This window comes from Microbacterium esteraromaticum (assembly GCF_028747645.1).
Lineage (GTDB): Bacteria > Actinomycetota > Actinomycetes > Actinomycetales > Microbacteriaceae > Microbacterium > Microbacterium esteraromaticum_C.
In genome coordinates this window covers 1,551,960-1,574,926 of the sequence record NZ_CP118100.1, presented here as the reverse complement: position 1 = coordinate 1,574,926, position 22,967 = coordinate 1,551,960, and the positions used below count along the sequence as shown (strand labels likewise).

At 67.5% G+C, this 22,967-nt stretch carries 26 protein-coding genes and 1 tRNA gene; 18 read left to right on the top strand and 9 right to left on the bottom strand.

The annotated features are described in order from the left end of the window. The 3 genes from PTQ19_RS07360 to PTQ19_RS07350 are packed head-to-tail and all read right to left on the bottom strand — an operon-like array spanning window position 1 to window position 4,645. On the bottom strand, window positions 1-1,167 hold the full coding sequence (locus PTQ19_RS07360) for an acyl-CoA dehydrogenase family protein (protein ID WP_425313198.1): 1,167 nt from the start codon (window positions 1,165-1,167) through the stop codon (window positions 1-3). After that, window positions 1,164-3,086: an acetyl/propionyl/methylcrotonyl-CoA carboxylase subunit alpha gene (locus tag PTQ19_RS07355; RefSeq protein WP_274368990.1), complete on the bottom strand. Its 1,923-nt coding sequence runs from the start codon at window positions 3,084-3,086 to the stop codon at window positions 1,164-1,166. Before PTQ19_RS07355 ends, PTQ19_RS07360 begins: the two co-directional genes overlap by 4 nt. Before the next feature lie 5 nt (window positions 3,087-3,091). Beyond that, window positions 3,092-4,645 (bottom strand): carboxyl transferase domain-containing protein, encoded by a 1,554-nt coding sequence (locus PTQ19_RS07350; protein WP_274368989.1) that lies wholly within the window; start codon window positions 4,643-4,645, stop codon window positions 3,092-3,094. A gap of 111 nt (window positions 4,646-4,756) precedes the next feature. Between PTQ19_RS07350 and PTQ19_RS07345 the strand changes: the two genes are divergently transcribed. Next, a complete protein-coding gene (locus PTQ19_RS07345) occupies window positions 4,757-5,353 on the top strand; it encodes a TetR/AcrR family transcriptional regulator (protein WP_274368988.1) in 597 nt (198 codons plus the stop codon). 4 nt (window positions 5,354-5,357) lie between these two features. On the opposite strand, the gene PTQ19_RS07340 is transcribed toward PTQ19_RS07345, so the two are convergent. Genes PTQ19_RS07340 through pdhA form a run of 3 tightly spaced genes read right to left on the bottom strand, consistent with a single transcriptional unit; the run spans window position 5,358 to window position 8,880 of the window. After that, on the bottom strand, window positions 5,358-6,746 hold the full coding sequence (locus PTQ19_RS07340; protein ID WP_274368987.1) for a dihydrolipoamide acetyltransferase family protein: 1,389 nt from the start codon (window positions 6,744-6,746) through the stop codon (window positions 5,358-5,360). After that, complete coding sequence (locus PTQ19_RS07335) at window positions 6,743-7,771, bottom strand: alpha-ketoacid dehydrogenase subunit beta (protein WP_274369049.1); 1,029 nt, start codon at window positions 7,769-7,771, stop codon at window positions 6,743-6,745. Before PTQ19_RS07335 ends, PTQ19_RS07340 begins: the two co-directional genes overlap by 4 nt. 2 nt (window positions 7,772-7,773) lie before the next feature. Next, entirely contained in the window at window positions 7,774-8,880 is a 1,107-nt protein-coding gene (pdhA, locus tag PTQ19_RS07330) for a pyruvate dehydrogenase (acetyl-transferring) E1 component subunit alpha (RefSeq protein WP_274368986.1), read from the bottom strand. A gap of 168 nt (window positions 8,881-9,048) precedes the next feature. Here pdhA and PTQ19_RS07325 point away from each other — a divergent pair, with 168 nt between their 5' ends. Further along, window positions 9,049-9,522, top strand: coding sequence for an Lrp/AsnC family transcriptional regulator (locus tag PTQ19_RS07325; protein ID WP_179410877.1), 474 nt, complete (start codon window positions 9,049-9,051; stop codon window positions 9,520-9,522). Here PTQ19_RS07325 and PTQ19_RS07320 read toward each other — a convergent pair. Continuing rightward, window positions 9,494-10,402 carry an alpha/beta fold hydrolase gene (locus PTQ19_RS07320; protein ID WP_274368985.1) on the bottom strand — a complete coding sequence of 303 codons (909 nt, stop codon included), beginning with the start codon at window positions 10,400-10,402 and terminating at the stop codon, window positions 9,494-9,496. The two genes, PTQ19_RS07325 and PTQ19_RS07320, sit on opposite strands and share 29 nt — an antisense overlap. 67 nt (window positions 10,403-10,469) lie before the next feature. Here PTQ19_RS07320 and PTQ19_RS07315 point away from each other — a divergent pair, with 67 nt between their 5' ends. Continuing rightward, window positions 10,470-10,745: a hypothetical protein gene (locus PTQ19_RS07315; protein ID WP_274368984.1), complete on the top strand. Its 276-nt coding sequence runs from the start codon at window positions 10,470-10,472 to the stop codon at window positions 10,743-10,745. Window positions 10,746-10,777: 32 nt separating this feature from the next. Here the strand turns inward: PTQ19_RS07315 and PTQ19_RS07310 are convergent, their stop codons facing one another. Further along, window positions 10,778-11,377, bottom strand: coding sequence for a MarR family winged helix-turn-helix transcriptional regulator (locus PTQ19_RS07310; RefSeq protein WP_274368983.1), 600 nt, complete (start codon window positions 11,375-11,377; stop codon window positions 10,778-10,780). Between the two features lie 90 nt (window positions 11,378-11,467). On the opposite strand from PTQ19_RS07310, the gene idi reads away from it, so the two are divergent. The 15 genes from idi (at window position 11,468) to PTQ19_RS07235 (ending at window position 22,693) form a co-directional block, all read left to right on the top strand. After that, a complete protein-coding gene (gene idi, locus PTQ19_RS07305; RefSeq protein ID WP_274368982.1) occupies window positions 11,468-12,046 on the top strand; it encodes an isopentenyl-diphosphate Delta-isomerase in 579 nt (192 codons plus the stop codon). Further along, complete coding sequence (locus tag PTQ19_RS07300; RefSeq protein ID WP_274368981.1) at window positions 12,043-13,140, top strand: polyprenyl synthetase family protein; 1,098 nt, start codon at window positions 12,043-12,045, stop codon at window positions 13,138-13,140. The genes idi and PTQ19_RS07300 overlap by 4 nt, the downstream gene beginning before the upstream one ends. Before the next feature lie 53 nt (window positions 13,141-13,193). Next, on the top strand, window positions 13,194-14,048 hold the full coding sequence (locus PTQ19_RS07295) for a phytoene/squalene synthase family protein (RefSeq protein WP_274368980.1): 855 nt from the start codon (window positions 13,194-13,196) through the stop codon (window positions 14,046-14,048). Next, the gene (gene crtI / locus PTQ19_RS07290) at window positions 14,045-15,679 is read left to right on the top strand and encodes a phytoene desaturase family protein (RefSeq protein WP_274368979.1); all 1,635 of its coding nucleotides are present in this window, start codon (window positions 14,045-14,047) and stop codon (window positions 15,677-15,679) included. Before PTQ19_RS07295 ends, crtI begins: the two co-directional genes overlap by 4 nt. 5 nt (window positions 15,680-15,684) lie before the next feature. After that, window positions 15,685-16,026: a lycopene cyclase domain-containing protein gene (locus tag PTQ19_RS07285; RefSeq protein ID WP_338000584.1), complete on the top strand. Its 342-nt coding sequence runs from the start codon at window positions 15,685-15,687 to the stop codon at window positions 16,024-16,026. Then, window positions 16,023-17,213, top strand: a complete 1,191-nt coding sequence (locus PTQ19_RS07280; RefSeq protein ID WP_274368978.1) for a prenyltransferase — start codon at window positions 16,023-16,025, stop codon at window positions 17,211-17,213. Before PTQ19_RS07285 ends, PTQ19_RS07280 begins: the two co-directional genes overlap by 4 nt. Then, the gene (locus PTQ19_RS07275) at window positions 17,210-19,426 is read left to right on the top strand and encodes an MMPL family transporter (protein WP_274368977.1); all 2,217 of its coding nucleotides are present in this window, start codon (window positions 17,210-17,212) and stop codon (window positions 19,424-19,426) included. The genes PTQ19_RS07280 and PTQ19_RS07275 overlap by 4 nt, the downstream gene beginning before the upstream one ends. After that, window positions 19,423-20,322: a TIGR01777 family oxidoreductase gene (locus PTQ19_RS07270; protein ID WP_274368976.1), complete on the top strand. Its 900-nt coding sequence runs from the start codon at window positions 19,423-19,425 to the stop codon at window positions 20,320-20,322. The genes PTQ19_RS07275 and PTQ19_RS07270 overlap by 4 nt, the downstream gene beginning before the upstream one ends. Before the next feature lie 121 nt (window positions 20,323-20,443). Further along, window positions 20,444-20,686 (top strand): hypothetical protein, encoded by a 243-nt coding sequence (locus tag PTQ19_RS07265; protein ID WP_274368975.1) that lies wholly within the window; start codon window positions 20,444-20,446, stop codon window positions 20,684-20,686. Between the two features lie 59 nt (window positions 20,687-20,745). Further along, on the top strand, window positions 20,746-21,600 hold the full coding sequence (locus tag PTQ19_RS07260) for a tyrosine-type recombinase/integrase (RefSeq protein WP_274368974.1): 855 nt from the start codon (window positions 20,746-20,748) through the stop codon (window positions 21,598-21,600). A gap of 8 nt (window positions 21,601-21,608) precedes the next feature. After that, window positions 21,609-21,684: transfer RNA gene (locus tag PTQ19_RS07255), tRNA-Arg, on the top strand. A gap of 75 nt (window positions 21,685-21,759) precedes the next feature. Next, window positions 21,760-21,963 carry a hypothetical protein gene (locus PTQ19_RS07250; protein WP_274368973.1) on the top strand — a complete coding sequence of 68 codons (204 nt, stop codon included), beginning with the start codon at window positions 21,760-21,762 and terminating at the stop codon, window positions 21,961-21,963. Between the two features lie 58 nt (window positions 21,964-22,021). Beyond that, on the top strand, window positions 22,022-22,150 hold the full coding sequence (locus PTQ19_RS07245; protein WP_274368972.1) for a hypothetical protein: 129 nt from the start codon (window positions 22,022-22,024) through the stop codon (window positions 22,148-22,150). A gap of 8 nt (window positions 22,151-22,158) precedes the next feature. Further along, window positions 22,159-22,455 (top strand): hypothetical protein, encoded by a 297-nt coding sequence (locus PTQ19_RS07240; RefSeq protein WP_274368971.1) that lies wholly within the window; start codon window positions 22,159-22,161, stop codon window positions 22,453-22,455. A gap of 4 nt (window positions 22,456-22,459) precedes the next feature. Continuing rightward, on the top strand, window positions 22,460-22,693 hold the full coding sequence (locus PTQ19_RS07235) for a hypothetical protein (RefSeq protein WP_274368970.1): 234 nt from the start codon (window positions 22,460-22,462) through the stop codon (window positions 22,691-22,693). A 98-nt stretch (window positions 22,694-22,791) separates the two neighbouring features. On the opposite strand, the gene PTQ19_RS07230 is transcribed toward PTQ19_RS07235, so the two are convergent. Further along, the gene (locus PTQ19_RS07230) at window positions 22,792-22,959 is read right to left on the bottom strand and encodes a hypothetical protein (protein WP_274368969.1); all 168 of its coding nucleotides are present in this window, start codon (window positions 22,957-22,959) and stop codon (window positions 22,792-22,794) included. Between the last annotated feature and the right edge of the window lie 8 nt (window positions 22,960-22,967).

The window sequence follows — 22,967 nt, the reverse complement described above, 5'->3', positions numbered from 1 at the left end:
CTACCCGGCCAGGCCCAGCGCTCGCGCGATGACGAGAAGCTGCACCTCGGTGGTGCCCTCGCCGATCTCGAGGATCTTCGAGTCGCGGTAGTGACGTGCCACGGGGTATTCGTTCATGAACCCGTTGCCACCGAAGATCTGCGTGGCGTCGCGGGCATTGTCCATCGCCGCGTCGCCCGCGACCAGCTTGGCGATGGCCGCCGCCTCGGCGAACGGCTTGCCCGCATCACGCAGTCGCGCCGCATGGTGCCAGGCCAGACGGGCGGTGTGCACCCGAGCCCGCATGCGCGCCAGAGTGAACTGCGCGTTCTGCCGGGTACTGAGCGCCGCCCCGAACACCGTGCGCTGCCGCGCGTAGTCGACCGCGGCCTCGAGGCATCCCTCGGCTGCTCCCGTCGCCAGCGCGGCGATCGCGATGCGCCCCTCGTCGAGAATGCTGAGGAAGTTGCGGAAACCCGCTCCGCGCTCGCCGAGCAGATTCTCCTCCGGCACGCGCACACCCTGCAGGGTGAGGGGGTGGGTGTCGGATGCGTTCCACCCGACCTTGTCGTAGGCCGGTTCGACGGTGAAACCCGGGGTGCCATTGGGAACAATGATCGTCGAGATCTCCTTGCGCCCCTCGCGCTCGCCGGTGACCGCGGTCACCGTGACGAACCGCGTGATCGCGGTGCCGGAGTTGGTGATGAACTGCTTCGTGCCGTCGATCACCCACTCATCGCCGTGAAGACGCGCCGTGGTGCGGGTGGCACCGGCGTCGCTGCCGGCCTCGGGTTCGGTCAGTCCGAATCCGGCAAGGGCCTGACCTTCGAGCAGCGACGGCAAGTACTCGCGCTTCTGCTCTTCGGTACCGAACCGGTAGATCGGCATGGCACCCAGGCTCACGCCCGCCTCGAGCGTGATGGCGATCGACTGATCGACACGGGCGAGTCCCTCGATCGCGATGCCCAACGCGAGGTAGTCACCCCCCTGCCCGCCGTACTCCTCGCTGAACGGCAGACCGAACAGGCCCATCTCACCCATCTGTCGCACCACGTCGAGGTTCAGCGTGTGCGTGCGGTCGGCCTCGTACGCCTGCGGTGCGACCACCTGCTCGGCGAAGTCGGCCACCATCGCGGCCAGCTCGCGCTGGTCCTCGTCGAGATCGGCGTAGCGCATCTCATCGGTCATGCTGTCTCCTCCTCACTGACACGGACGACCGGTTGGTCGCGCCGCACCTGGTCGCCCAACGCGACCATCAGATGCACGATGCCGTCGTGCGGCGCGAGCACCGGGTGCTCCATCTTCATCGCCTCGATCGACACGAGCGGATCGCCCGTGCGCACGCGGTCACCGTCCGCGATATGAACAGCGACGATGCTGCCGGGCATGGGCGCACGCCCCTCGGGCTCGCTCGGCCCGGCATCGGGCATCCGATCCGCCAGCCGGCGACGCATCCGCTCGCGTCGCGAGAGCGGGCGCAGGCGCATCGTGACCCCGTGATCCGACACCCAGACCGCGCCGTCGTCGTCGCGGGCGACGGCGGCGCTCGGCGCGCCGGCCGCGGGCGCGACGACGATCTCGTCGTCATCCGTCAGGAACGCTGCGGGGTCCGTCGGCCGGGGTGACCCCAGCCGCCACCCCGAGAGTTCGTGCCAGAGTGGCCCGACCGCGCCGGTCTCTGCGCTCGACGTCGGCGCGATCGACGCGACCGAGGCCAGCATCCGCTCTGTCGGCTCACCGGGCGACACCGGGAGCATGGTGTCGATCAGCCCGGTGTCCAGATCGCCCGATGCGACCCGGTCGTGGGCGCAGAGGGCGCGCAGGAAGGCGATGTTCGTCTCGACGCCCAGCACCACCGTCCGGGCGAGGGCGGCATCCAGGCGGCGCAGCGCCGTCGCACGATCAGGACCCGAGGCGATCACCTTCGCAATCATCGGATCGTAGAATCCGGTCACTTCGGAACCGGTCTCGACGGCGGCGTCGACACGGACCCCCGCCGGTGCGTCGAAACGCAGCACCCGACCCGTCGACGGCAGAAATCCGCGCTCAGGAGACTCTGCGTACACCCGCGCCTCGACGGCATGCCCGCGCAGCTCGGGTGCCGGCGACAGGGCTCCCCCAGCGGCCACCCACAGCTGCAGGGCCACGAGATCGAGGCCGGTCACCTCTTCAGTCACGGGGTGCTCGACTTGAAGCCGCGTGTTCATCTCGATGAAGAAGATCTGATCGACGGCATCCGCCTCGACGAGGAACTCCACCGTTCCGGCGCCGACATACGCCACGCTCTGCGCGGCGGCGACGGCCGCATCCCACAGCCGCTGCCGGACGGGCTCCGGCAGGTGGGCCGCAGGCGCTTCCTCGATCACCTTCTGGTGCCGACGCTGCAGCGTGCACTCGCGCTCGCCGAGCGCGATGACATTGCCGTGGACGTCACCGAACACCTGAACTTCGATGTGCCGCGGGCGCCGCACCAGGCGCTCGAGCACCAGCGCATCGTCGCCGAACGCGGCCGTCGCGATGCGCCGCGCCGAAGTGAGGGCGGATGCAAGATCAGCGGATGACGCGACGACCTCCATCCCCTTTCCGCCGCCGCCCGCGCTGGGCTTGACCAGCAGCGGGTAGCCGACCTCATCGGCCCGGGCGCGAATCTGCGCGTCCTCGAGACCCGTCGCGTCGAATCCGGGCACCACAGGCACATCGTGCTGCGTGACATGCGCGCGGGCACGGGCCTTGTCACCCATGATCTGCAGGGCGCGCACCTCGGGGCCGATGAAGATCACGTCGGCGTCGGAGCAGGCCTCGGCCAGGGCGACGCTCTCGGACAGGAAGCCGTAGCCGGGGTGGATCGCGCGCGCCCCGGTCGTGCGCGCAGCCGCCATGATCGCCGCCACATCGAGATATGACTCCGCCGCGGGAGCCGCGCCGATGTGCACCGCCTCATCTGCCTCGCGCACGTGCGGCGCCGTGGCATCGGCGTCGCTGTAGACGGCGATGCTGCGGATGCCGAGCTCGCGCAGCGTACGGATGATCCGTCGGGCGATCTCGCCGCGGTTGGCGACGAGGACGCTCTCGACGCGGTGCAGCAGTTCTGGTGTCCAGTCGTACATGTGCATCACATCCGGAAGAGGCCGAAGCGGGGTTCGGGCAGCGGGGTGCGCGAGACGACGTCGAGCGCGAGTCCGAGCAGGTCGCGGGTCTGGTCGGGGTCGATGATGCCGTCGTCCCACAGTCGGGCGGTGGCGTAGTAGGGCTCGCCCTGCGCTTCGTACTGCGCGCGGATGGGCTCCTCGAACGCGGTGCGTTCCTCGGCGCTCCAGGACGAACCGGCGGCGGTGAGCTGATCCTCCTTCACCGTCGCGAGGACGGATGCCGCCTGTGCACCGCCCATCACCGAGATGCGGCTGGCGGGCCAGCTCCACAGGAAGCGCGGCGAGTACGCCCGACCGCACATCGAGTAGTTGCCGGCGCCGAACGAGCCGCCGATGATCACGGTCAGCTTCGGCACGCGGGTGGTCGCGACAGCCGTGACCATCTTGGCGCCGTCCTTGGCGATGCCGCCGGCCTCGGCGTCGGTGCCGACCATGAAGCCGGTGATGTTCTGCAGGAACAGCAGCGGGATACCGCGCTGGTCGCACAGCTCGATAAAGTGCGCACCCTTGACCGCGGACTCACCGAACAGCACACCGTTGTTCGCGACGATGCCGATCGGATGCCCGTGCAGCACGGCGAATCCGGTGACCAAAGTCGTGCCGTACTCGCGCTTGAACTCGTGGAACGTGTCGGCGTCGATCAGTCGGTCGATCACCTCGTGCACGTCGTAGGCGGCGTTCACGTCGACCGGAACGACGTCGTACATGCTGCCGGACGCCTGCGGAGGCTTGGCCGTGGCGACCTTCCAGGCCGACTCGTGCGGCCCGGGCAGGGTCGCGACGATGTCGCGCAGGATCTCGAGAGCGTGCTCGTCGTCCTCTGCCAGGTGGTCGACCACGCCGGAACGGCGCGCGTGCAGCTCGCCGCCGCCGAGTTCCTCGGCCGTGACGACCTCGCCGATGGCGGCCTTGACCAGAGGAGGACCGCCGAGAAAGATCGTGCCCTGCCCGCGCACGATCACGGTCTCGTCGCTCATCGCCGGAACATACGCGCCGCCGGCGGTGCAGGATCCCAGCACCGCGGCGAGCTGTGGAATGCCCTCGGCCGACATGCGGGCCTGGTTGAAGAAGATTCGACCGAAGTGGTCGCGGTCGGGAAAGACCTCATCCTGCTTGGGCAGGAAAGCACCTCCCGAATCAACCAGGTACAGGCAGGGCAACCGGTTCTCCAGTGCGATCTCCTGGGCACGGAGGTGCTTTTTCACGGTGAGTGGGTAGTAGGTGCCGCCCTTCACGGTCGGGTCGTTGCAGACGACCATGACGTGCCGCCCATGCACCAGGCCGATCCCGGCGACGACGCCGGCGGCGGGCGCTTGGTCGTCATACAGACCGTGCGCGGCGAGCGGGGCGACCTCGATGAACGGGCTACCCGGGTCGAGCAGGCGCGCGATGCGCTCGCGCGGGAGCATCTTGCCCCTTGCGACGTGACGCTCGCGAGAGCGCTCGGGGCCGCCCAGCGCGGTCTCGGCAAGGCGCTGCCGCAGTTCTTCGGCGAGCGTCGACTGGGTGACGACCATCGCGTGTCCTCCTCGACTCACGGCGGATGTGGCAGCGAAGTGCTGACAACTCGTACGAGATTGGTTAGTGTTCACTAACCCGATAAATCAGGTTAGCGAGGATTAACCGAAATGACAATGCCCTCCACGCCCCGCGATCGAGCGAAGGCCGAGCGCACCGACGCGATCCTGGTCGCCTCCGCTCGCCTGTTCGCCGAACGCGGCTACTCCGGCGCCAGCCTGGAGGACATCGGAGCGGCGGTCGGCATTTCCGGCCCCGCCGTGTACCGGCACTTCGCCGGAAAGCAGGCGTTGTTGGCGGCGCTGCTGATCGGCGTCAGTGAACGTCTGGTATCCGGCGGCGAAGCGGTCTCCGCCGCACATGACTCCGCGCCGGAACGGATGCGCGCGCTGGTCGAGTTCCACGTGGACTTCGCGCTCGGCAACGCCGATGTCATCCGTGTGCAGGACCGCGACATCGCCCACCTCACCGCCGACGCGCGCGCATCAGTGCGACGCCTGCAGCGGGCGTACATCGAGCTGTGGATCGATGTGCTCGGCGACATCGTGCCCGCCTCGCGCGACGAAGCACGCCTGCGCGTGCAGGCGTGCTTCGGTCTGCTCAACTCGACGCCGCACAGCACGAGCGCGGCGCTGAGAACTCGACGCTCCACCGCCGAGTTGCTCACCGCTATGGCGCTGAGCGCGCTGCTCACCGCCGCCGACTGAGTGCTCAGAAGAGCATCGCGCGTCCCGGCTGTTCGAGCAGATCCGAGACGTCCTTCAGGAACCGTGCCCCCTCTGCGCCGTCGACCAGGCGGTGATCGAACGACACGCTGAGCGTCATGATCTGCCGCAGCGCGATCTCGCCGTTGTGTTCCCAGGGCTGCTTGCGCACAGCGCCGACCGCCAGGATGCCGGACTGGCCCGGAGGCAGGATCGGCGTACCCGCGTCGATCCCGAACACACCGATGTTGGTGATCGAGAACGTGCCGCCTGCGAGTTCGGCCGGGCTGGTCTTGCCCGCGCGCGCCGTCTGGGTGAGCTGGGTGAGGGCGTCTGCCATACCGGTCAACGACTTCTGCTCGGCGTCGCGGATGATCGGCACGATCAGCCCTCGCTCCGTCGCCGCGGCAATGCCGAGGTCGACGTAGTGGTTGTGCACGATCTCACCCGCAGTCTCGTCCCACGTGGCGTTCAGCGACGGGTTACGCCCGAGCGCGAGACAGACCGCCTTCGCGACGAGCACCAGTGGGCCGATCCGGTGTTCGGCCAGCGAACGGTCAGCGCGCAGCTGATCGATCAGTTCCATCGTCGCGGTGACGTCGACGCTGTGGAACGTCGTCACGTGCGGCGCTGTGAAGGCGCTCTGCACCATCGCCTGCGCCGTGTGCTTGCGCACGCCCTTGATGGGTACGCGGGTCTGTGCGCGTTCTCCGCGAGCGGGTGCGCCGACATCCGCGGGCACACTGACCTCTGTCGCGACAGCCTTCGGCTCCGCCTCGGGCGCGCCGACGCAATCGGCGTAGGCATCCACGTCGGAACGCGTGATGACTCGATCGCCGACCTCCGCAGCGACCAGCACCAGATCGACGCCGCGACGCTTGGCATATGCGCGCACCGGCGGTGTCGAACGGGGCCGCTCCCCCGTCGCCGGCTCCGCCGCGCTCGGCGGAACGGCATCGTGCGGTGCGGCCTCGATGACGGCCGCGTCCGCTGCCGACTCGGATGCCGCGGATGCCGCGGATGCCGCACTTCTGCGCGCACGGCGTGCCGGGCGCGCGCCCGAGGACGGCGCCGCACCATAGCCGACGAGGTTCGGCTGAGCTTTCTCAGCGGTCTCCTCAGTCTCTGCGGCCTTCGGCGCGGACTCGCCTTCGGCCCCGGCGACGTCGAACGCGATCAGCGGGGCACCGACGGCGACGGTCTCGCCGGCATCCGCGTGCAACGAAGCGACCGTGCCCTCGTAAGGCGACGGCAGCTCCACGACGGCCTTGGCGGTCTCGACCTCGGCGAGGGTCTGGTTCAGCGCGACGGTGTCGCCCGGCTGCACCAGCCACTGCACCACTTCGGCTTCGGTGAGGCCCTCACCCAGGTCGGGAAGTCGGAATTCGGTGATCAACGCTCTGTCCCCTTCGCGTCGGTGGCTTCGCTGAGGCTGTTCGGTCGGTCCATCACACGATCGACGGCATCGAGGATGCGGTCGAGATCGGGCAGGTGGAACTTCTCGAGCTTCGCCGGCGGATACGGGATGTCGTGCCCGGTCACCCGCAGCGGGGCCGCCTCGAGATACTCGAAGCAGCGCTCGGTGATGCTGGCGATCACCTCAGCGGCGACTCCCGCCTCGCGTGATGCCTCGTGCGCGACGACGACACGGCCGGTGCGACGAACAGCTGCCGCGACGGTGTCGTAGTCGATGGGTGACAGTGAACGCAGATCGATGACCTCGAGCGAGATCCCCTCGTCCTGCGCTGCTTCGGCGGCGTCGAGCGCCGTGCGCACCATGGCGCCGTACGTGATGACCGTCGCATCCGTTCCCGGCCTCACGATGCGCGCCAGTCCCATCGGCGGCGCATCCGCCAGCGACGCATCCAGATCGACCTCGCCCTTGTGGTGGTAGAGCCGCTTCGGCTCGAAGAAGATCACCGGGTCGTCGCTGGCGATGGCCTGCTGCAGGCAGCGGTAGGCGTCCTGCGGATCTGAGACGGCGATCACGCGCAGACCTGCGGTGTGCACGAAATACGCCTCGTTGGACTCCGAGTGGTGCTCGGCCGCCCCAATGCCGCCCGCCCAGGGCACCCGGATCGTGATCGGCATCTTCACCCGCCCCTGCGTGCGGTAGTGCAGCTTGGCCACCTGAGACACGATCTGGTCGAATGCCGGGTAGATGAACCCGTCGAACTGGATCTCGACGACCGGTCGATAGCCGCGGAATGCGAGACCGACGGCGGTTCCGACGATGCCGGACTCGGCGAGCGGGGTGTCGATCACGCGCTGCTTGCCGAACTCGTCGAGCAGCCCGTCCGTGATGCGGAACACACCTCCGAGGGTTCCGATGTCCTCACCCATGAGCACGACCTTGTCGTCATCGCGCATCGCCTGGCGAAGACCAGCGTTGAGGGCCTTGCCCATCGTCATCTGCACCATGCTCACGCCTCCTCGTATGCGGCCAGGTAGGCGGCGTACTCGGCGCGCTGACGCTCGATGCCCGAGTGCGGCTCGGCATACACGCCATCGAACACGGCCAGCGCAGGACGGGTCACCATCCCGATCGTCGCGGCCCGCATGTCGCGTGCCACCGCGTCGGCCTCGGCCTGCACGGCATCGAGGTGCTCCTGGGGCAGCTCACCGGCAGCCCGCAGGTGTGCCTCCAGTCGGGCGATCGGGTCGCGCTCGCGCCACCGGGCGAGCTCAGCGTCGTCCCGATAGCGCTTGGGGTCATCCGCCGTGGTGTGCGGCCCCATCCGATAGGTGACGGCTTCGAGGTACGCCGGACCCTTGCCAGAACGCGCGTGCTCGAGGGCCCAACGCATTGCGGCGAGACAGGCGAGCACGTCGTTGCCATCGACGCGCATGCTGGGAATGCCGAAGCCGGGGGCGCGCCCGGCGAGCGGGTACTGCGACTGCAGGCCGACCGGCTCGGAAATGGCCCAGTGGTTGTTCTGGCAGACGAAGACGACCGGCGTACGGTACGACGAGGCAAACACCATCGCCTCGTTCACGTCACCCTGGCTGGTCGCGCCGTCACCGAAATAGCTCACGGCGACCTCGTCGGCACCGTCGTGCATAATGCCCATCCCGTAGCCGACGGCATGCAGAGTCTGCGCACCGATGATGATCTGCAGCGGCGCGATGCGCAGGGCATCCGGGTCGTACGCGGATCCCTCTTCGCCTCGCCACATGCGGGCGTAGTCGCCCGGCGCCGCGCCGCGTGCATACATGACGCCGGTCTCGCGATAGCTGGGGAAGACGTAGTCGCGCTTCTCGAGGGCGCGGGCGGTGCCGACCTGTGCGGCTTCCTGCCCGTTGCACGGCGCCCAGAGACCGAGCTGTCCTTGCCGCTGAAGAGCGACGCCCTCGGAGTCGATGCGGCGCACGACGACCATGTCGCGGTGCAAGTCTCGCAGCGTCTGGAAGTCGACGTCCTCAACGTAGCGGTCGAGTTGCGGATTCGACAGGCGGGAACCATCGGGCGCGATGATGCGCTCGGTCAAGTCGTTCTCTGTATCGACGATCGGTGTGGTGTGCGGTGACATCGGTGTCCTCCTGACGTGGGGCCCTTGTGGGGCGTTCACGGCGTTCCCGACGGCTCAGTCGGGGCTTCTTGAAGCGTACGTCGGCATGACACGACGCTCAAGCATGCCTGGGTGTGTTGAGCATGTTGCGCATTCAGAGGTGTTCTCCACCTGCTAACGTGTGGCACTATGCCCGCTCTCGATCGTGTCGATCTCGAACTGCTCACGGCCCTCTCCGAAGACCCTCGCATGACGGTCGTCGCCTTGGCGGAGCGCCTGCGGCTCTCGCGCAACACGATTCAAGCGCGGATGGCCCGCCTCGAGCAGACCGGCGTACTGGAGTCCTACGAGCGCTCATTCTCGACGGAGGTGCTGGGCTTTCCCCTGCAGGCCTTCATCAGCATCGGCGTGCGCCAGACCGAGTTGCCGCGCATCATCTCCGAGCTCGCCCGAGTGCCCGAGATCGTGCAGGCCCATGGCCTGAGTGGTCCGATCGATCTGCTCGCCAGGGTCGCCTGTCGCGATGCGCGACACCTGTTCGACACGGACGCCCGCATCCTGGCGATCGACGGCGTGGAGCGTACCGAGACCTCGCTCGCGATGGGAGAGGTGATCCCCTTCCGGGTGGCAGGTCTTATCGGCCTGGCGCGACGGGAAGCCTGAGGAACCGGCGGATCGCGCCCGCCGCTTCGGCCGGCGCCTCGTAGTGGATGAGGTGCCCGACGCCACTAATCTCGGCAAGCTGCGCCTGCGGGAACATTCCTGCCAGGGCCCGTTCGGATTCGATCGGTGTGATCTGGTCTCGCGTGGCGGCGATCAGCAGGGTGGGCACGTCGATCACACCGGCGAAGGCACGCACATCGTGCGAGACGCTCGTCACGAACGCATCGTGCAGCACGTCACGGTCCGCGAAGCTCGAGAAGTAGGTGTCGTGCTGATCGTGGATGAACCGGCGTAGATGACGATCAGGGGTGGTCGCCATAGCGATGCTGGCGACGCGCACGATCCAAGGATGCCGCAGCAGCGCGGTCCCAGGCTTCTCGGGTAGTCGCGCACCCATCGTGTAGTAGAAGATCGCGAGCCGGGTGAGCACACCCTTCGGCCCCTCCAGCGCCGGAGCACCGATCGGGTTCACAAGGATCAGCTGTGGCGTCTCGAGTCCGCTGGCGACCGCCGCAGACGCAACGATCGAACCGAACGAATGTCCGAGGACGACGGAGCCCGGCGCCACGGTGCGAGCGAACTCGCACAACCAGCCGGCGTACAACCCCAGGTCGTGCTCTCGCTCGGCGACCGGCACCGTCTCGCCGAAGCCGGGGAGGTCCGGCGAGATGACGCGAACGCCCGGCAGGTACGCGACGATCGGCTCCAGCCCATGATGCTCGCCGCGGAACCCGTGAACGGCCACCACGGTCGGTACGTCGGGCACGTCAATGGCCGGACCATACACCCAGTAGGCCGTGGGCGATCCCAGCACATCAACCTCATGACGCGCGACCGGAATCTCGCTGAGCCGGGCGGCGTACGGGGATGAGACGGGCATGCGCACGAGTCTACGCGATGCGATGTCGGTGCCCGTCCGTATGTTCGAATCAGCGGAAGGAGTCCCCATGTCCAACAGCACCGACACCCTGTCCGGGACCTTGCCCCGGCTCCAGTGGCCGACGCCACGCCTGCGGGCGCGTACCGAGCACCTTGATCGCGCGGGGGATGCGCTGTGGCGCGTCATCGACGCCCGGGGAAACGTGCGCGGACACCTGCGCGTCATCGTTGACCCACTCGGCATTCGCTACCGTGCTGAGCGACTGCACCTTGCCTCTCGCACGTTCCGCCTCGTCGGTGAGTTCTGGAGCGCCGACGACGCAGTGACCTCGCTACGGCAGTGAAGTCGCTCGCTCTGGCGGGGGCGGCGTTAGCCTTACGCGCGATGGGCTGCGGCCCCCGTGTGCTCGTCCTGCGCCCAGGCCTCGTTGCGCAGGGTGATCTGCTCGGTCATGTCTTCGAGGAACCTGACGACGGTGGCGCGTTCCTCGGATGTCAATCGCGCTGCCGCGTGAAAACGCTTGGCCTGCAGGCGCCCCACCGTCTGTTTCGCCGCCTCTTTGGTCTCCTCGGTAATCGAGATGGCCAACGCTCGGCGATCGTTGGGATGCGGTGAACGCGTGATGTGGCCTGCCGCTTCAAGTCGGTCGAGCAGTTTCGTCGTGGACGCGGTCGAGATGTTCAGGTGCGCTGCGATGGCGCTGGGCGTGACAACGGTCTGCGCGTGCTGCGCGACGATCAGCATGTGCAGCGCGCGCATATCCGACCGCCCCAGTTTCATGTAGCGCTGAGACGCCTCGGACAGGCGCTGCTCGGCTTCGCGCAGCCGCCCCAGTGCGGCCATCACGGCGGCGATCTCCTGCATGTGATCAGGAGACACCCCAGTCCTGTCGATGAGAGCGGAATCCGGGTCGTTCTTCTCGACGTCGTAAAGGCTCGGCAGAACAGTCGCGTTGCCCTTCTCCTGCTTCGACATGTTCATATGATAGCGGAGTAGGTGTTTTCAGCTTGGCGAGTTATTCGCTAGGCTAGCGATATTACGGTCGGAGAGAACGCGAGGCGAGACATGGCGGTCCACAGAACGTCCCCGGAAGGCAGCGCTCACCCCGAGGGTCGAGTGGTGCTGCTGAACGAGTCTGGGCAGGCCATCGGCACCGCCGACAAGGAAGGCGTGCACAACCGCGCGACGCCCTTGCACCTGGCGTTCTCCTGCTACCTCTTCGACGCAGACGGCAACGTGCTCATCACCCGGCGCGCGTTGGGCAAGCGCAGCTGGCCCGGAGTGTGGACCAACAGCTTCTGCGGCCACCCCGAGCCTGGCGAGGATCTCACGTCGGCCGTCGAACGGAGGGCGCTGCAGGAACTCGGGGCGCAGATCCGCGACGTCCGTCTCGTGGATCCGGACTTCCGCTATCGCGCTGTCGACGCCGGGGGCATCGTCGAGAACGAGGTCTGCCCCGTGCATCGAGCAACCGTGATCGGCCCCCTGTCGCCGAACCCCGACGAGGTGATGCAATGGGCCTGGGTTGCACCGGAGGCGCTGCTGAGGTCCGCAGAGCTGACGCCTTTCGCGTTCAGCCCCTGGATGATCCTGCAGGTGCCCGCACTGGCGCGCATGATGGAGACGGAAGGACAAGCGAGATGACCAGTACCGTTCGCGAGCCGCGCCAGACGTCCGACCCGCACGACGCCGTCGAGGCGGAGATCCGTGCGCTCTTCTCGCGCTCTTCGGGAACCGCCCAGGCCTACGGCGCCGACTTCTCCCGCCTCTGGTCGCTCGCCGGGGAGCACATGCAGGGCGGAAAGCTGGTTCGACCGCGTCTGCTGCTCGACACGTACATGGCCTTGAGTCAGAGCACCCGGGGCGGGTGGGCCGATACCCGCAGCGCTGTGCGTGTCGCTGCAGCCGTCGAGGCGCTGCACTACGCGTTCCTCCTGCACGACGATGTGATCGACGGAGACCTGTACCGACGCGGACGCCCCAACCTGATCGGCGAGCTCGCGCGCACGACAGCGGATGAGGCGCGTGCCGGCGCCGTATCCCATTGGGCGCAGGCCGGGGGTATTCTCGCGGGAAGTCTGCTGCTCTCGGGCGCCCATCAGGTGTTCGCGCGCATCGATGCCCCCGCTGTGGAGCGCATCCGTCTGCTGGATCTTCTCGACCACACCGTCTTCGAGACGACGGCGGGCGAGTTCACCGATGTGGGCTTGAGCGACGGCCTCGTGGCGCCGGATCTCGATACTGTGCTCGCCATGACCCGCCGGAAAACGGCCAGCTACAGCTTCGAGTTGCCGTTGCGTGCGGCGGCGATCCTGGCCGGTGCCGCGCCGGAGCTCGAACACGCGCTCAGCGCGGCGGGGTCGCATCTGGGCCTCGCCTATCAGCTGCAGGACGATCTGCTCTCGACGTTCGGTGACGCGCACGAACATGGAAAGGACCCGTACTCGGATCTTCGCGAGGGCAAGCAGACGGCGATCATCTGCTTCGCCCGCCTGAGTGGGCTGTGGCCGTACATCGCCGAGGACTTCGGCGACCCGGATCTGACGCTCACCAGCGCCGAGCGCCTGCGAGATCGCCTGCGCGAGTGCGGCGCAGAGGAGTTCGTGAGCGGCCTGGTGCAGCAGCAGCTCGCGGGCTTCTACGACGTGCTCGCGGCCACGGGTACCGGAGCAGTACCGTCGGCGGTCCGAGAAGTCCTGCTCGCCCTCGCAGAGCGCATCGAAGGGCGCCGCTCATGAGCATGTCGGCGCGGACCGCATCGAGCACTCCTTCGCTCACGCGCTTCACGAGGATGGCGGAGACCGTATCGCAGAGCGTCATCCGCGCCTACTCAACATCGTTCGGCCTCGCGACGCGGCTCCTGGGACGCCGTCACCGCACACACGTGCGCAACATCTACGCGCTGGTGCGCGTCGCCGACGAGATTGTCGACGGCGTAGCGAGCGAAGCGGGGCTGTCCGGGGCGGATCAACGTGCGGTGCTCGATGCCTACGTCGTCGAGACCCATCGCGCGATGCAGACCGGCTACAGCAGCGACCTGGTCATCCATGCGTTCGCCGCAACCGCCCGAGCCGCGGGGATCGACGAGACGCTGACCCGACCGTTCTTCGACTCGATGCGCACCGATCTGCTCAACGCCGGGACCGAGAACACCGTGTTCGATCCGCGCGCACATGCCGCGTACGTGCATGGGTCGGCCGAGGTCGTCGGATTGATGTGCCTGCGCGTGTTCCTGCGTGGGCAAGAGGTGACCGAGAGCACGCGGACGCGTCTGGAGCACGGCGCCCGTCAGCTCGGTGCGGCGTTCCAGAACGTCAACTTCCTGCGTGACCTCGCCGACGATACAGAACGCCTCGGACGCAGCTACCTCGGCAACGATCGCAGGCTCTCCGATGCGGAGGTACTCGCCTGGGTCGCGAGAATCCGCGGGCAGCTCGCTGATGCCAAAGCGGTGATTCCACTGTTGCCACGCGACGCGCGTGCCGCAGTGCGCAGCGCCCACGCATTGTTCGGCAACCTCACCGACCGCATCGCGCGCACCCCGGCCGAACAGCTCTACGAGAAGCGCATCCGTGTTCCTGATGCGATCAAGACAGTCCTGGTGGCGCGTGCCTTATTCACGACAGTGAAGGAGCGAGATCGATGACCCGCACGGTGATCATCGGCGCCGGTGTCGCAGGGCTTGCGACGGCGGCACTGCTTGCCCAGGAGGGCCACGACGTCGTCGTGCTCGAGAAGAACTCGCGCGTCGGCGGCCGCGCCGGGACCCTCGAGCGTGACGGGTTCCGCTTCGATACCGGACCGTCCTGGTATCTGATGCCGCGTGTTTTCGAGCACTTCTTCGGCATGCTGGGCACGTCCGCCAAGGAGCAGCTCGACTTGCGCTTCCTCGACCCCGCGTACCGGGTCTTCAGCGAGCCGGATGAGCACGGCCGACAGCGGGAACCGCTCACGGTTCCGCTCGGCGCCGACCGAGTACTGCAGACGTTTGAGGCCACAGAGCCGGGAAGCTCTGCAGCGCTGCGTGCGCATCTGGCATCCGCGACCCGTACGACCGACCTCGCAGAACGCTACTTCCTCTACAACCCGTTCACGCGGCTGCGGAGTCTGCTCGCCGGCGAGGTGATCCGCGGACTGCCGACGCTGACACGGTTGCTCGCCTCTTCCCTGGAGTCGTACGTCGGGAAGCGTTTCGACGATCCGGTGCTGAGGCAAGTGCTCGGATACCCGGCGGTCTTCCTCGGAACCGATCCATCCGCCGCACCGGCCATGTACCACCTGATGAGCGCGCTCGATCTCGATGAGGGCGTGCAGTACCCGATGGGTGGGTTCTGGCACCTGGTTGAGACTCTGGAAACGCTCGCCCGCTCTGGCGGGGCGCAGATCGTGACGGATGCCAGCGTCGAGCGCATAGAGACCGCCCCCCGGCGCGGCCGCGGCCGGCGCCGACACACGGTCACCGGCGTGACGTGGCGAGATGCTCACGGAGCCGAGCATCTTGAGAAAGCCGACATCGTCGTCTCCGGTGCGGATCTGCATCACACCGAGACACAGCTGTTGCCACCGCGGCAACGGACTTTCCCCCAACGGTGGTGGGACAAACGCACCAGCGGGCCGGGCGCTGTGATCGCCCTGCTCGGCGTGCGAGGCGAGCTGCCCGCACTCCCCCACCACTCGCTGCTGTTCACGACTGACTGGACGGCGAACTTCGACGCCATCTTCGGTGTGGACGCGCGTGTTCCCGATCCGGCGTCGATCTACGTGTGCCGTCCGAGCGCGACCGATCCCGGAGTGGCTCCTGCCGGGCATGAGAACCTCTTCGTCCTGATTCCGGTGCCGGCCGATGAGAGCATCGGGCGCGGCAGCTTTCACGGTTCGCCGTCCACAGCGGTCGAGAACGCGGTCGATGCAGCGATCGATCAGATCGCGTCGTGGGCCGATGTTCCGGACCTGCGCGAACGGATTGTCGTGCGCGAATCCATCGGCCCTGCGGACTTCGCGGCCGACTACCATTCCTGGCACGCCGGCATGCTCGGCCCCGCGCACATTCTGCGCCAGAGTGCCATGTTCCGCGCGCAGAACGCATCGCGAAAGGTCGAGGGCCTCTACTACGCGGGGTCCACGACGGCCCCAGGAGTGGGCGTGCCCATGTGCCTCATCAGCGCAGAGCTCGTGCTCAAGCGCATCCGCGGCGACCACAGCGCAGGCCCGCTTCCGACGCGCTTGAGCAGCGCCGCCCGCTCGGCGGATGCACGCGTGGCGGGAGCGGAACGATGATGGGGATGCTGTACCTCGCAGCACTGCTGCTCGTGATCGGATGCATGCTTCTCATCGACTACCGTTTTCGGCTGTTCTTCTGGCACGGCCCCGCAATCGCTCTGCTGATCACCGTCATCGGAACCGCGCTGTTCCTGCTGTGGGATGTCGCCGGCATCGCTGCGGGCGTCTTCCTTCGCGGCGAGAGCCCGATCGCCACCGGGATCGTGCTCGCCCCCGAGCTGCCGCTTGAGGAACCGTTCTTCCTGATCTTCCTCGTGCTGTGCACGATGGTCGTCTTCACCGGCACCCTGCGGATCCTCGGCTGGATGCAGCAGACGCGCACACGGACGGCGGACCGGTCGTGACGTATCCATTGATCGCCACTCTCGGACTTGCGATCGCCGCCTGTGGGGCGATCGCCCTTCTCGCCGTCGCGTTCCGCCGCGCACCGCGTGTTCCCCGCTCACGCGTGCTCATCGCCCTGCTGCTCACAACCGTGCTCATGCTGGCTCTGACGGCGCTGTTCGACAACCTCATGATCTCGGCCGGCCTGTTCCACTACGCACCGTCACACCTGCTGGGCGTGTCGATCGGTGTCGCGCCCGTCGAGGACTTCGCCTACCCGCTGGCAGGGGCGCTGCTGTTGCCGGCCGCCTGGGTAGCGCTGCAGAAGGGCGGCTCGGCGCGCCGTGAGGACTTCCGGCAACTGGTCGTTGCCTCTCGTCCGATCAGCTGGATCAACACGGCGTTCCCTTTCGCGGCGGCGTACGTGCTGACCACACGCGAGATCGACGCTGTCCTCCTGATCGGTTTCCTGTACTTCCTGGTGCCCTACAACTTCGCGATGTACGGCATCAATGACGTCTTCGACTACGCGTCGGACGTCGCCAACCCGCGCAAGGGCGGTGTGGAAGGGGCTTTGCTGCCCAGGAGGCTCCATACGCCGACGCTGTGGATCGCCGCCCTCACAAACATCCCCTTCCTCGTGTTGCTCGCGCTCGCGGGTGGCCCCGCGGTATGGGGAGCGCTCGCCGTGAGCGCCTTCGCCGTCGTCGCGTACTCCGCGCCGGGACTTCGGTTCAAGGAACGCCCCTTCCTGGACTCACTCACCTCGAGCACGCACTTCGTCAGCCCCGCGGTGGTCGGTCTGCTTCTGGCCGGCGCAGATCTCACGGGGGGCATCCTGCTGCTGCTGTCGGCCTTCTTCCTCTGGGGTATGGCAGCGCACGCCTTCGGCGCGGTGCAGGACATCGTGCCGGATCGTGCTGCGGGCATCCACTCGATCGCCACGGTGATCGGCGCGAAGGCGACCGTGCGTGTGGCACTCGCGCTGTGGACGGCTGCCGGCCTGCTCATGCTCGCCGTGCCATGGCCCGGTCCGCTCGCCGCCATCATCGCCGTGCCCTACCTGCTCAACTGCGCGCCGTTCTGGTCGCTCACCGACGAACGCTCCACAGAGTCCAACCGGGCCTGGCGTCGGTTCATCGCACTCAACTACTTCTCTGGTTTTCTCGTCACCCTCCTCCTGATCCTGGAATGGAACAGCGCATGACTCACACCACCCGTAGCGAACGACGCGCGGCCGCCGATCGGCCCGCCGTTCCGAAATGGTTGCGGATCCTTCTGCCCGCCGCACTCATCCTGACGTGGCTGACCGTCGCGGGCATCGGCGGCCCCTACTTCGGCAAGGTCGACGAGGTCTCATCAAACGACCAGACGAGCTACCTGCCCGAGTCAGCCGACGCGACCCGTGTGCAGGAGATGCTGGGTGATTTCGACGACTCCGAGGCGATACCGGCTCTCGTCGTCTTCGTCGCGGACGAGCAGCTGAGCGAGGAGCAACTCTCGTCGCTGGCGGACGTCATGACGAAGGTCGCGACGATCGAGGGGATCGGTGCGAACGTGTCGCCGCTCATCCCCTCTGAGGACGGCCTCGCCGCGCAGGCATTCGTGCCCATCCTCAGCAGCGCCGAGGTCGGCGACACCGTCGCAGAGCTGAGCGCAGAGCTCGCCACCACAGCACCCGAAGGCATCGAGACTTTCGTGACTGGGCCGGCGGGGTTCAGCGCCGACCTGGTCTCGGCGTTCGCGGGGATCGATGGGCTGCTACTCGGCGTGGCTCTGCTGGCAGTGCTTGTCATCCTGCTGCTCGTGTATCGATCGTTCCTGCTGCCGATTGCGGTCCTGTCGACCAGTCTGTTCGCCCTGTGCGCCGCGCTCCTCACGGTGTGGTGGCTGGCGAAGTGGGACATCCTGCTGCTCAGCGGCCAGACGCAGGGCATCCTCTTCATCCTCGTGATCGGCGCCGCGACCGACTACTCGTTGCTGCTCGTCGCCCGATACCGCGAGGCGCTCCGGGTCGAGAACGACAAGTGGGTCGCGACCATGTCGGCGATCAAGGGTTCGTTCGAGCCGATCCTCGCGTCGGGTGGAACGGTCATCGCCGGCCTGCTGTGCCTGCTGCTCAGCGACCTGAAGTCGAACAGCGCACTCGGCCCGGTGGCATCGATCGGGATCATCTTCGCGATGCTCTCGGCGTTGACACTCCTACCGGCGATGCTCTTCGCGTTCGGACGCGCGGCCTTCTGGCCGCGACGTCCGCGGTTCGAGCCGGATGTTGTCGCCGCGGAAGACGGGATGCCCGATCGCGGCCTCTGGACCAAGCTCGCGCACCTCGTGCAGCGGCGACCGCGCATCATCTGGGTTGCCACCACGCTCGTCCTGCTGATCGGAGCGCTGGGCGTGACCCAGCTGAAGGCGGATGGCGTCGCCCAATCCGAACTGGTGCTCGGGCAGTCCGAAGCGCGAGATGGTCAGCAGGCACTGGGCGAGCACTTCCCGGGTGGTTCTGGAAGCCCTGCGTTGATCATCGTGGACGAGAGCGAGATGGACGACGCGGTCACCGTGTTGCTCGCCGATGACGGGATCGATGGCGTCGCGGTCACCACCGAGGACAGCCCGAGCGGATCCGCGCCAGTGACAGCGGAGGGCATCACCCCGGTGGGCCCACCCGGAACCCCCGAACCGAGTCCCACCACGGTCGACGGTCAGGTTCTTCTTCGTGCGACGCTGACGGATGCCGCAGACTCGGCAGCCGCGGGGCAGACCGTCACCGACCTGCGGGCGGAGTTCGTCGATGCGGCGCCGAGCGCCCTGGTGGGCGGTGTCACCGCGACAGCCGTCGACACCAACACCGCCTCGATCCATGACCGCAATCTCATCATCCCGCTCGTCCTTGCCGTCATCACGCTGATTCTGATGGTGCTGCTGCGTTCGGTGCTCGCGCCCGTGCTGCTGATCATCACGACGGTGATCTCGTTCGGCACCGCGATGGGCGTTTCTGCTCTGGTGTTCAACGGTCTGTTCCAGTTCCCCGGCGCTGACCCGGCCGTGCCGCTGTTCGGGTTCATCTTCCTGGTGGCTCTCGGTATCGACTACAACATCTTCTTGATGACCCGCGTGCGCGAGGAGTCGCTCCAGCACGGCACGCGCAAGGGAGTGCTGCGCGGGCTCGCGATCACCGGCGGGGTGATCACCTCGGCCGGCCTCGTGCTCGCTGCAACCTTCACGGCGCTCGCGGTCATCCCGATCCTGTTCCTGGTGCAGCTGGCGTTCATCGTCGCCTTCGGTGTTCTGTTGGACACGTTCGTCGTGCGCACCCTGCTCGTACCGGCCCTGTCGTACGACCTCGGCCGGGTGATCTGGTGGCCGTCCAAGCTCTCGAAGCACGCGCAGCCTGAGAGCCACGAGCCGGAGGCGCCATGAGCGCACACGTCGTCGTCGCGGGCGGTTCCGGGCTCATCGGAACCGCGCTCACGGACGCCCTCGTCGCGCGAGGGGATCGCGTGACCCGGCTGGTGCGCCGTCCCCCGGCGCACCCGGGAGAGGTCCAGTGGCAACCGGAGGACGGCGTGCTGGATCCGCGCGCCTTGGAGGGCGCATCCGCAGTGGTGGCGTTGAACGGCGCCAGTGTGGGACGAATGCCCTGGACAGCCCCCTACCGACGGAAGCTGCTTTCGTCGAGGCTCGCTCCGACGACGACTCTGGTGGCGGCCCTGCACGACCTCGGCAGGGGTGCGCCGACGCTTGTGTCAGCATCCGCGGTCGGGTACTACGGCTCTGCGCCCGGTCGGATGCTGACGGAGTCCTCCCCCGCCGGTGACACGTTCCTGGCACGCGTGTGCATCGAGTGGGAGGGTGCCGCTCGGCAGGCGGAGGACGTCACACGGGTGGCGCTCGCGCGCACTGCACCGGTGATCCACCGCAGGGGTGTGCTGCGTCCGTTGATCGCGCTCACCTCCCTCGGCGTCGGTGGCCCCTTGGGAGGCGGTGACCAGGTCTGGCCCTGGATCTCGCTCGACGATGAGGTGCGCGCACTCCTGCACATCATCGATCGGGACCTCGACGGCCCGGTCAATCTCACAGGGCCGGCGTCCGCGACGGCGAATGACGTCGGCCGCGCGCTCGCACGCGAACTTCACCGGCCATTCTGGTTGCCTGTGCCGGCGTGGGCGCTCCGGAGCGTGCTCAGCGCACCGGCGGCCGACTCGCTGCTGCTCGCCGATGCGGATGTGCGGCCGACGGCGCTTCTCGACAGCGGCTTCCGCTTCGTGCATGACACCGCAGACGCCGCAGTGGCAGCCGCCGTCGCGGCACGGTGATGCGCTGATCGGTGATGTGCTGGTGCCCCCTGCAGGATTCGAACCTGCGACCAACAGATTACAAGTCCGCAGTTTCGCCCATCGCGAGCTTGGATGAGTTCCGCGCAATGAAGGCCGCATCATGACCATCGCGACCAGCACCGAGCCGTTCGACTTCTCCGGAGGCCGCGACTACCCCGGCGACCGTGGTGTGAGACTCAGCACCACCCGCCCCGGCGCACCCGGCTACGCGTTCAGCGTCGACTTCCCTGACGTGTTCATCTCGGAGAACAACGAAGTCGGTGTCGGCGGCCACCGGTTCCCCGCCGACGACATGCTCGCGTGGATGGACGCGATCCGCGAGCACCTAACCCACCAACGGTAGTCGTGAGCAAGCCTCGCCACTTGTCGCTAGTCTCCCCCGAAAATCAAGGGAGAGACATCTTGGACGACGACGCGCTACTCGACTACTGGGCCGCCTTCCAAACCGCATCCGGCTCCACAGCGAAGAGCATCAAGGAACGCACTATCAGCCTCCGCGCAATGCTCAAGCGCACCGGGCAGACGCTGCTCACCGTCACCCGACACGACCTCATCCGCGACCTCGGCCGCCCCGGACTCGCCGCATCCACCCGCGCCACCTACAAGTCGCTCATGTACGGGTTCTTCTCCTGGATGCAGGACGAAGAGTTCCGCCTCGACAACCCCGCCGTGAAGCTCCCCAAGGTGCGTGTCCCCCGCCAAGAGCCAGACCCGGTCACCACCGAAGACATCGAGTACCTGCTGCACTCAGGCATCTACCGGCGCACCCGCATGTGGGTACTGCTGTACGCCTACCAGGGGATGCGCGCCGCCGAGATCGCAGCCGTATCCGGTGGCTCCGTCGACTGGGCCAGGCGGCGCATCCTGTCCGCTGAAGCAAAGAACGGCGTCGAGGTGTGGCGCCCCATCCACCCGACCGTGTGGAGCGAACTCGAGAAATGGCGCACCGCCGGTTGGTTGTTCCCCTCCCCCACACGCGAGGGCCAACACGTCACACCGAACAACGTCTCCAACGTGCTCTCGAAGGCATTCAAGCGCGCCGGCATCGCCCACCGGCCCCACCAGCTGCGCGCCTGGTACGCCACCGAACTCATCGACGCCGGCGCCCCGACGATCGTCGTCGCCGCAGCGATGCGCCACGCCGATACCCAGTCCGTCGAGAAGTACGTACGCGTGAAAGACACCGCGATCGAGGCTGCGATGCTCACCCTCCCGGCCGTGCGCGTTCCAGAGAGGTCCGGGCGGAAGGTAGCCTAGGAGCACATCCCCTCGTAGCTCAATGGATAGAGCAACGGCCTTCTAATCCGTCGGTTACTGGTTCGAGTCCAGTCGAGGGGGCCAAACTCATCGGGCGTCCGACGCAAGCGATCTCATCACCAGATGCGCCGCGGCGCGCGCGTTCGCTACGGTACAGGCATGATCGCTTACGTCCTGCTCGTCCTCGTCCTCGCCCTCGGCTTCACCGCACTTGTGCTCTGGATCGGCTATCGCCTCGTCGTCTCCGCTGTACGCACCGGCGTTCTCGAAGCGAACGCCGAGCAGGCCCGCCGTGACCAGGGCCTGCCGCCGTCCCGATGGAGCATCCTCGCTGCGCGCGTCGAACGCCCCACCCCCAACTGACCTCCCCGCCGGCATGGATGAGTTCGGTCAGCCCCGATGCCCAGGTGACGGGATCGTGATGCGCGACACCCCGGACGCGTCCGTCTGCCCGCACTGCGGGTATCGGATCGAGATCGAGCCGGTGGGCATGCCGCCAGCGTTCGACGGTCCCGACATCGACGACTGGCGTCCCCGCCCCGGCGTATAGTCCCGCCCATGTCCTCCCGCCCACTCGACCCGCTCACCACCCTCTCCGTGGAGCTGTCGGCGGCGATGTCCCGCAACCGGTACACCACCGACCCCGGCCCGGTGATCGCCGAGCTGCAGCGCATCGCCGGCGAACACCCCGAGTTGCTCGCCGAGGAAGCCGGATTGTGGGCAGGGTTCAACGAAGCCGACCCGGACAGTGCCGCACTCGTCGACGCGCTCAAGGCGATCAGCACACTCGAGGCGGTTGCGCTCGGGCGGGAGCGATCGACGGCAGGGTCGCACTTCACACCGCCGCTAATCTGAGATCATGCTCATCGGTGTCATCCGCCCCATCGAGACCCGCACGATCGATGTTGAAGCGGACACCCTCGAAGCGCTCGACGCGGCGGTGCGCGCAGCCACGCCTGCAGGGTGGGATCGGACCGGGCCGCGTGAGATCAGCCGCCGCGACGGCGTCCGCGAGATCGAAGCGCAAGATCTCGACGCGATGGCAGCGCTGGTACCGGACGGGTGGCAACTGCTGAGCGTCCGCCGCTCCTAGAACACGACGAAACGCCCCTCACCGCTCCGAGATGGAGGGTGAGGGGCGTTTGTCGTGTCGGGTATCAGCGTGACTCGTGCACGACGAGTGAGGTTTGGCTAGCGGCCGTCCTTGCCTTGGTCGATCCATCGGGTGTGTGCCCGCAGGCCATGGAACACGCCCTGCCGGATCACGAGGTACGTCAGCAGCAGCCCGATGAGCGTGCTGAGGACGATGACAGTTACGTTCAAGACGATGAGCAGCATGGTCTGTTGCGTGAAGTCCATGCCGCCGA

Coding starts and splice junctions, on each gene's coding strand:
- PTQ19_RS07360 (WP_425313198.1), bottom strand. CDS start 1,167: ATGACCGATGAGATGCGCTACGCCGATCTCGACGAGGACCAGCGCGAG.
- PTQ19_RS07355 (WP_274368990.1), bottom strand. CDS start 3,086: ATGTACGACTGGACACCAGAACTGCTGCACCGCGTCGAGAGCGTCCTC.
- PTQ19_RS07350 (WP_274368989.1), bottom strand. CDS start 4,645: ATGGTCGTCACCCAGTCGACGCTCGCCGAAGAACTGCGGCAGCGCCTT.
- PTQ19_RS07345 (WP_274368988.1), top strand. CDS start 4,757: ATGACAATGCCCTCCACGCCCCGCGATCGAGCGAAGGCCGAGCGCACC.
- PTQ19_RS07335 (WP_274369049.1), bottom strand. CDS start 7,771: ATGGTGCAGATGACGATGGGCAAGGCCCTCAACGCTGGTCTTCGCCAG.
- pdhA (WP_274368986.1), bottom strand. CDS start 8,880: ATGTCACCGCACACCACACCGATCGTCGATACAGAGAACGACTTGACC.
- PTQ19_RS07325 (WP_179410877.1), top strand. CDS start 9,049: ATGCCCGCTCTCGATCGTGTCGATCTCGAACTGCTCACGGCCCTCTCC.
- PTQ19_RS07320 (WP_274368985.1), bottom strand. CDS start 10,402: ATGCCCGTCTCATCCCCGTACGCCGCCCGGCTCAGCGAGATTCCGGTC.
- PTQ19_RS07315 (WP_274368984.1), top strand. CDS start 10,470: ATGTCCAACAGCACCGACACCCTGTCCGGGACCTTGCCCCGGCTCCAG.
- PTQ19_RS07310 (WP_274368983.1), bottom strand. CDS start 11,377: ATGTCGAAGCAGGAGAAGGGCAACGCGACTGTTCTGCCGAGCCTTTAC.
- idi (WP_274368982.1), top strand. CDS start 11,468: ATGGCGGTCCACAGAACGTCCCCGGAAGGCAGCGCTCACCCCGAGGGT.
- PTQ19_RS07300 (WP_274368981.1), top strand. CDS start 12,043: ATGACCAGTACCGTTCGCGAGCCGCGCCAGACGTCCGACCCGCACGAC.
- PTQ19_RS07295 (WP_274368980.1), top strand. CDS start 13,194: ATGGCGGAGACCGTATCGCAGAGCGTCATCCGCGCCTACTCAACATCG.
- crtI (WP_274368979.1), top strand. CDS start 14,045: ATGACCCGCACGGTGATCATCGGCGCCGGTGTCGCAGGGCTTGCGACG.
- PTQ19_RS07285 (WP_338000584.1), top strand. CDS start 15,685: ATGCTGTACCTCGCAGCACTGCTGCTCGTGATCGGATGCATGCTTCTC.
- PTQ19_RS07275 (WP_274368977.1), top strand. CDS start 17,210: ATGACTCACACCACCCGTAGCGAACGACGCGCGGCCGCCGATCGGCCC.
- PTQ19_RS07270 (WP_274368976.1), top strand. CDS start 19,423: ATGAGCGCACACGTCGTCGTCGCGGGCGGTTCCGGGCTCATCGGAACC.
- PTQ19_RS07265 (WP_274368975.1), top strand. CDS start 20,444: ATGACCATCGCGACCAGCACCGAGCCGTTCGACTTCTCCGGAGGCCGC.
- PTQ19_RS07250 (WP_274368973.1), top strand. CDS start 21,760: ATGATCGCTTACGTCCTGCTCGTCCTCGTCCTCGCCCTCGGCTTCACC.
- PTQ19_RS07245 (WP_274368972.1), top strand. CDS start 22,022: ATGCGCGACACCCCGGACGCGTCCGTCTGCCCGCACTGCGGGTATCGG.
- PTQ19_RS07240 (WP_274368971.1), top strand. CDS start 22,159: ATGTCCTCCCGCCCACTCGACCCGCTCACCACCCTCTCCGTGGAGCTG.
- PTQ19_RS07235 (WP_274368970.1), top strand. CDS start 22,460: ATGCTCATCGGTGTCATCCGCCCCATCGAGACCCGCACGATCGATGTT.
- PTQ19_RS07230 (WP_274368969.1), bottom strand. CDS start 22,959: ATGGACTTCACGCAACAGACCATGCTGCTCATCGTCTTGAACGTAACT.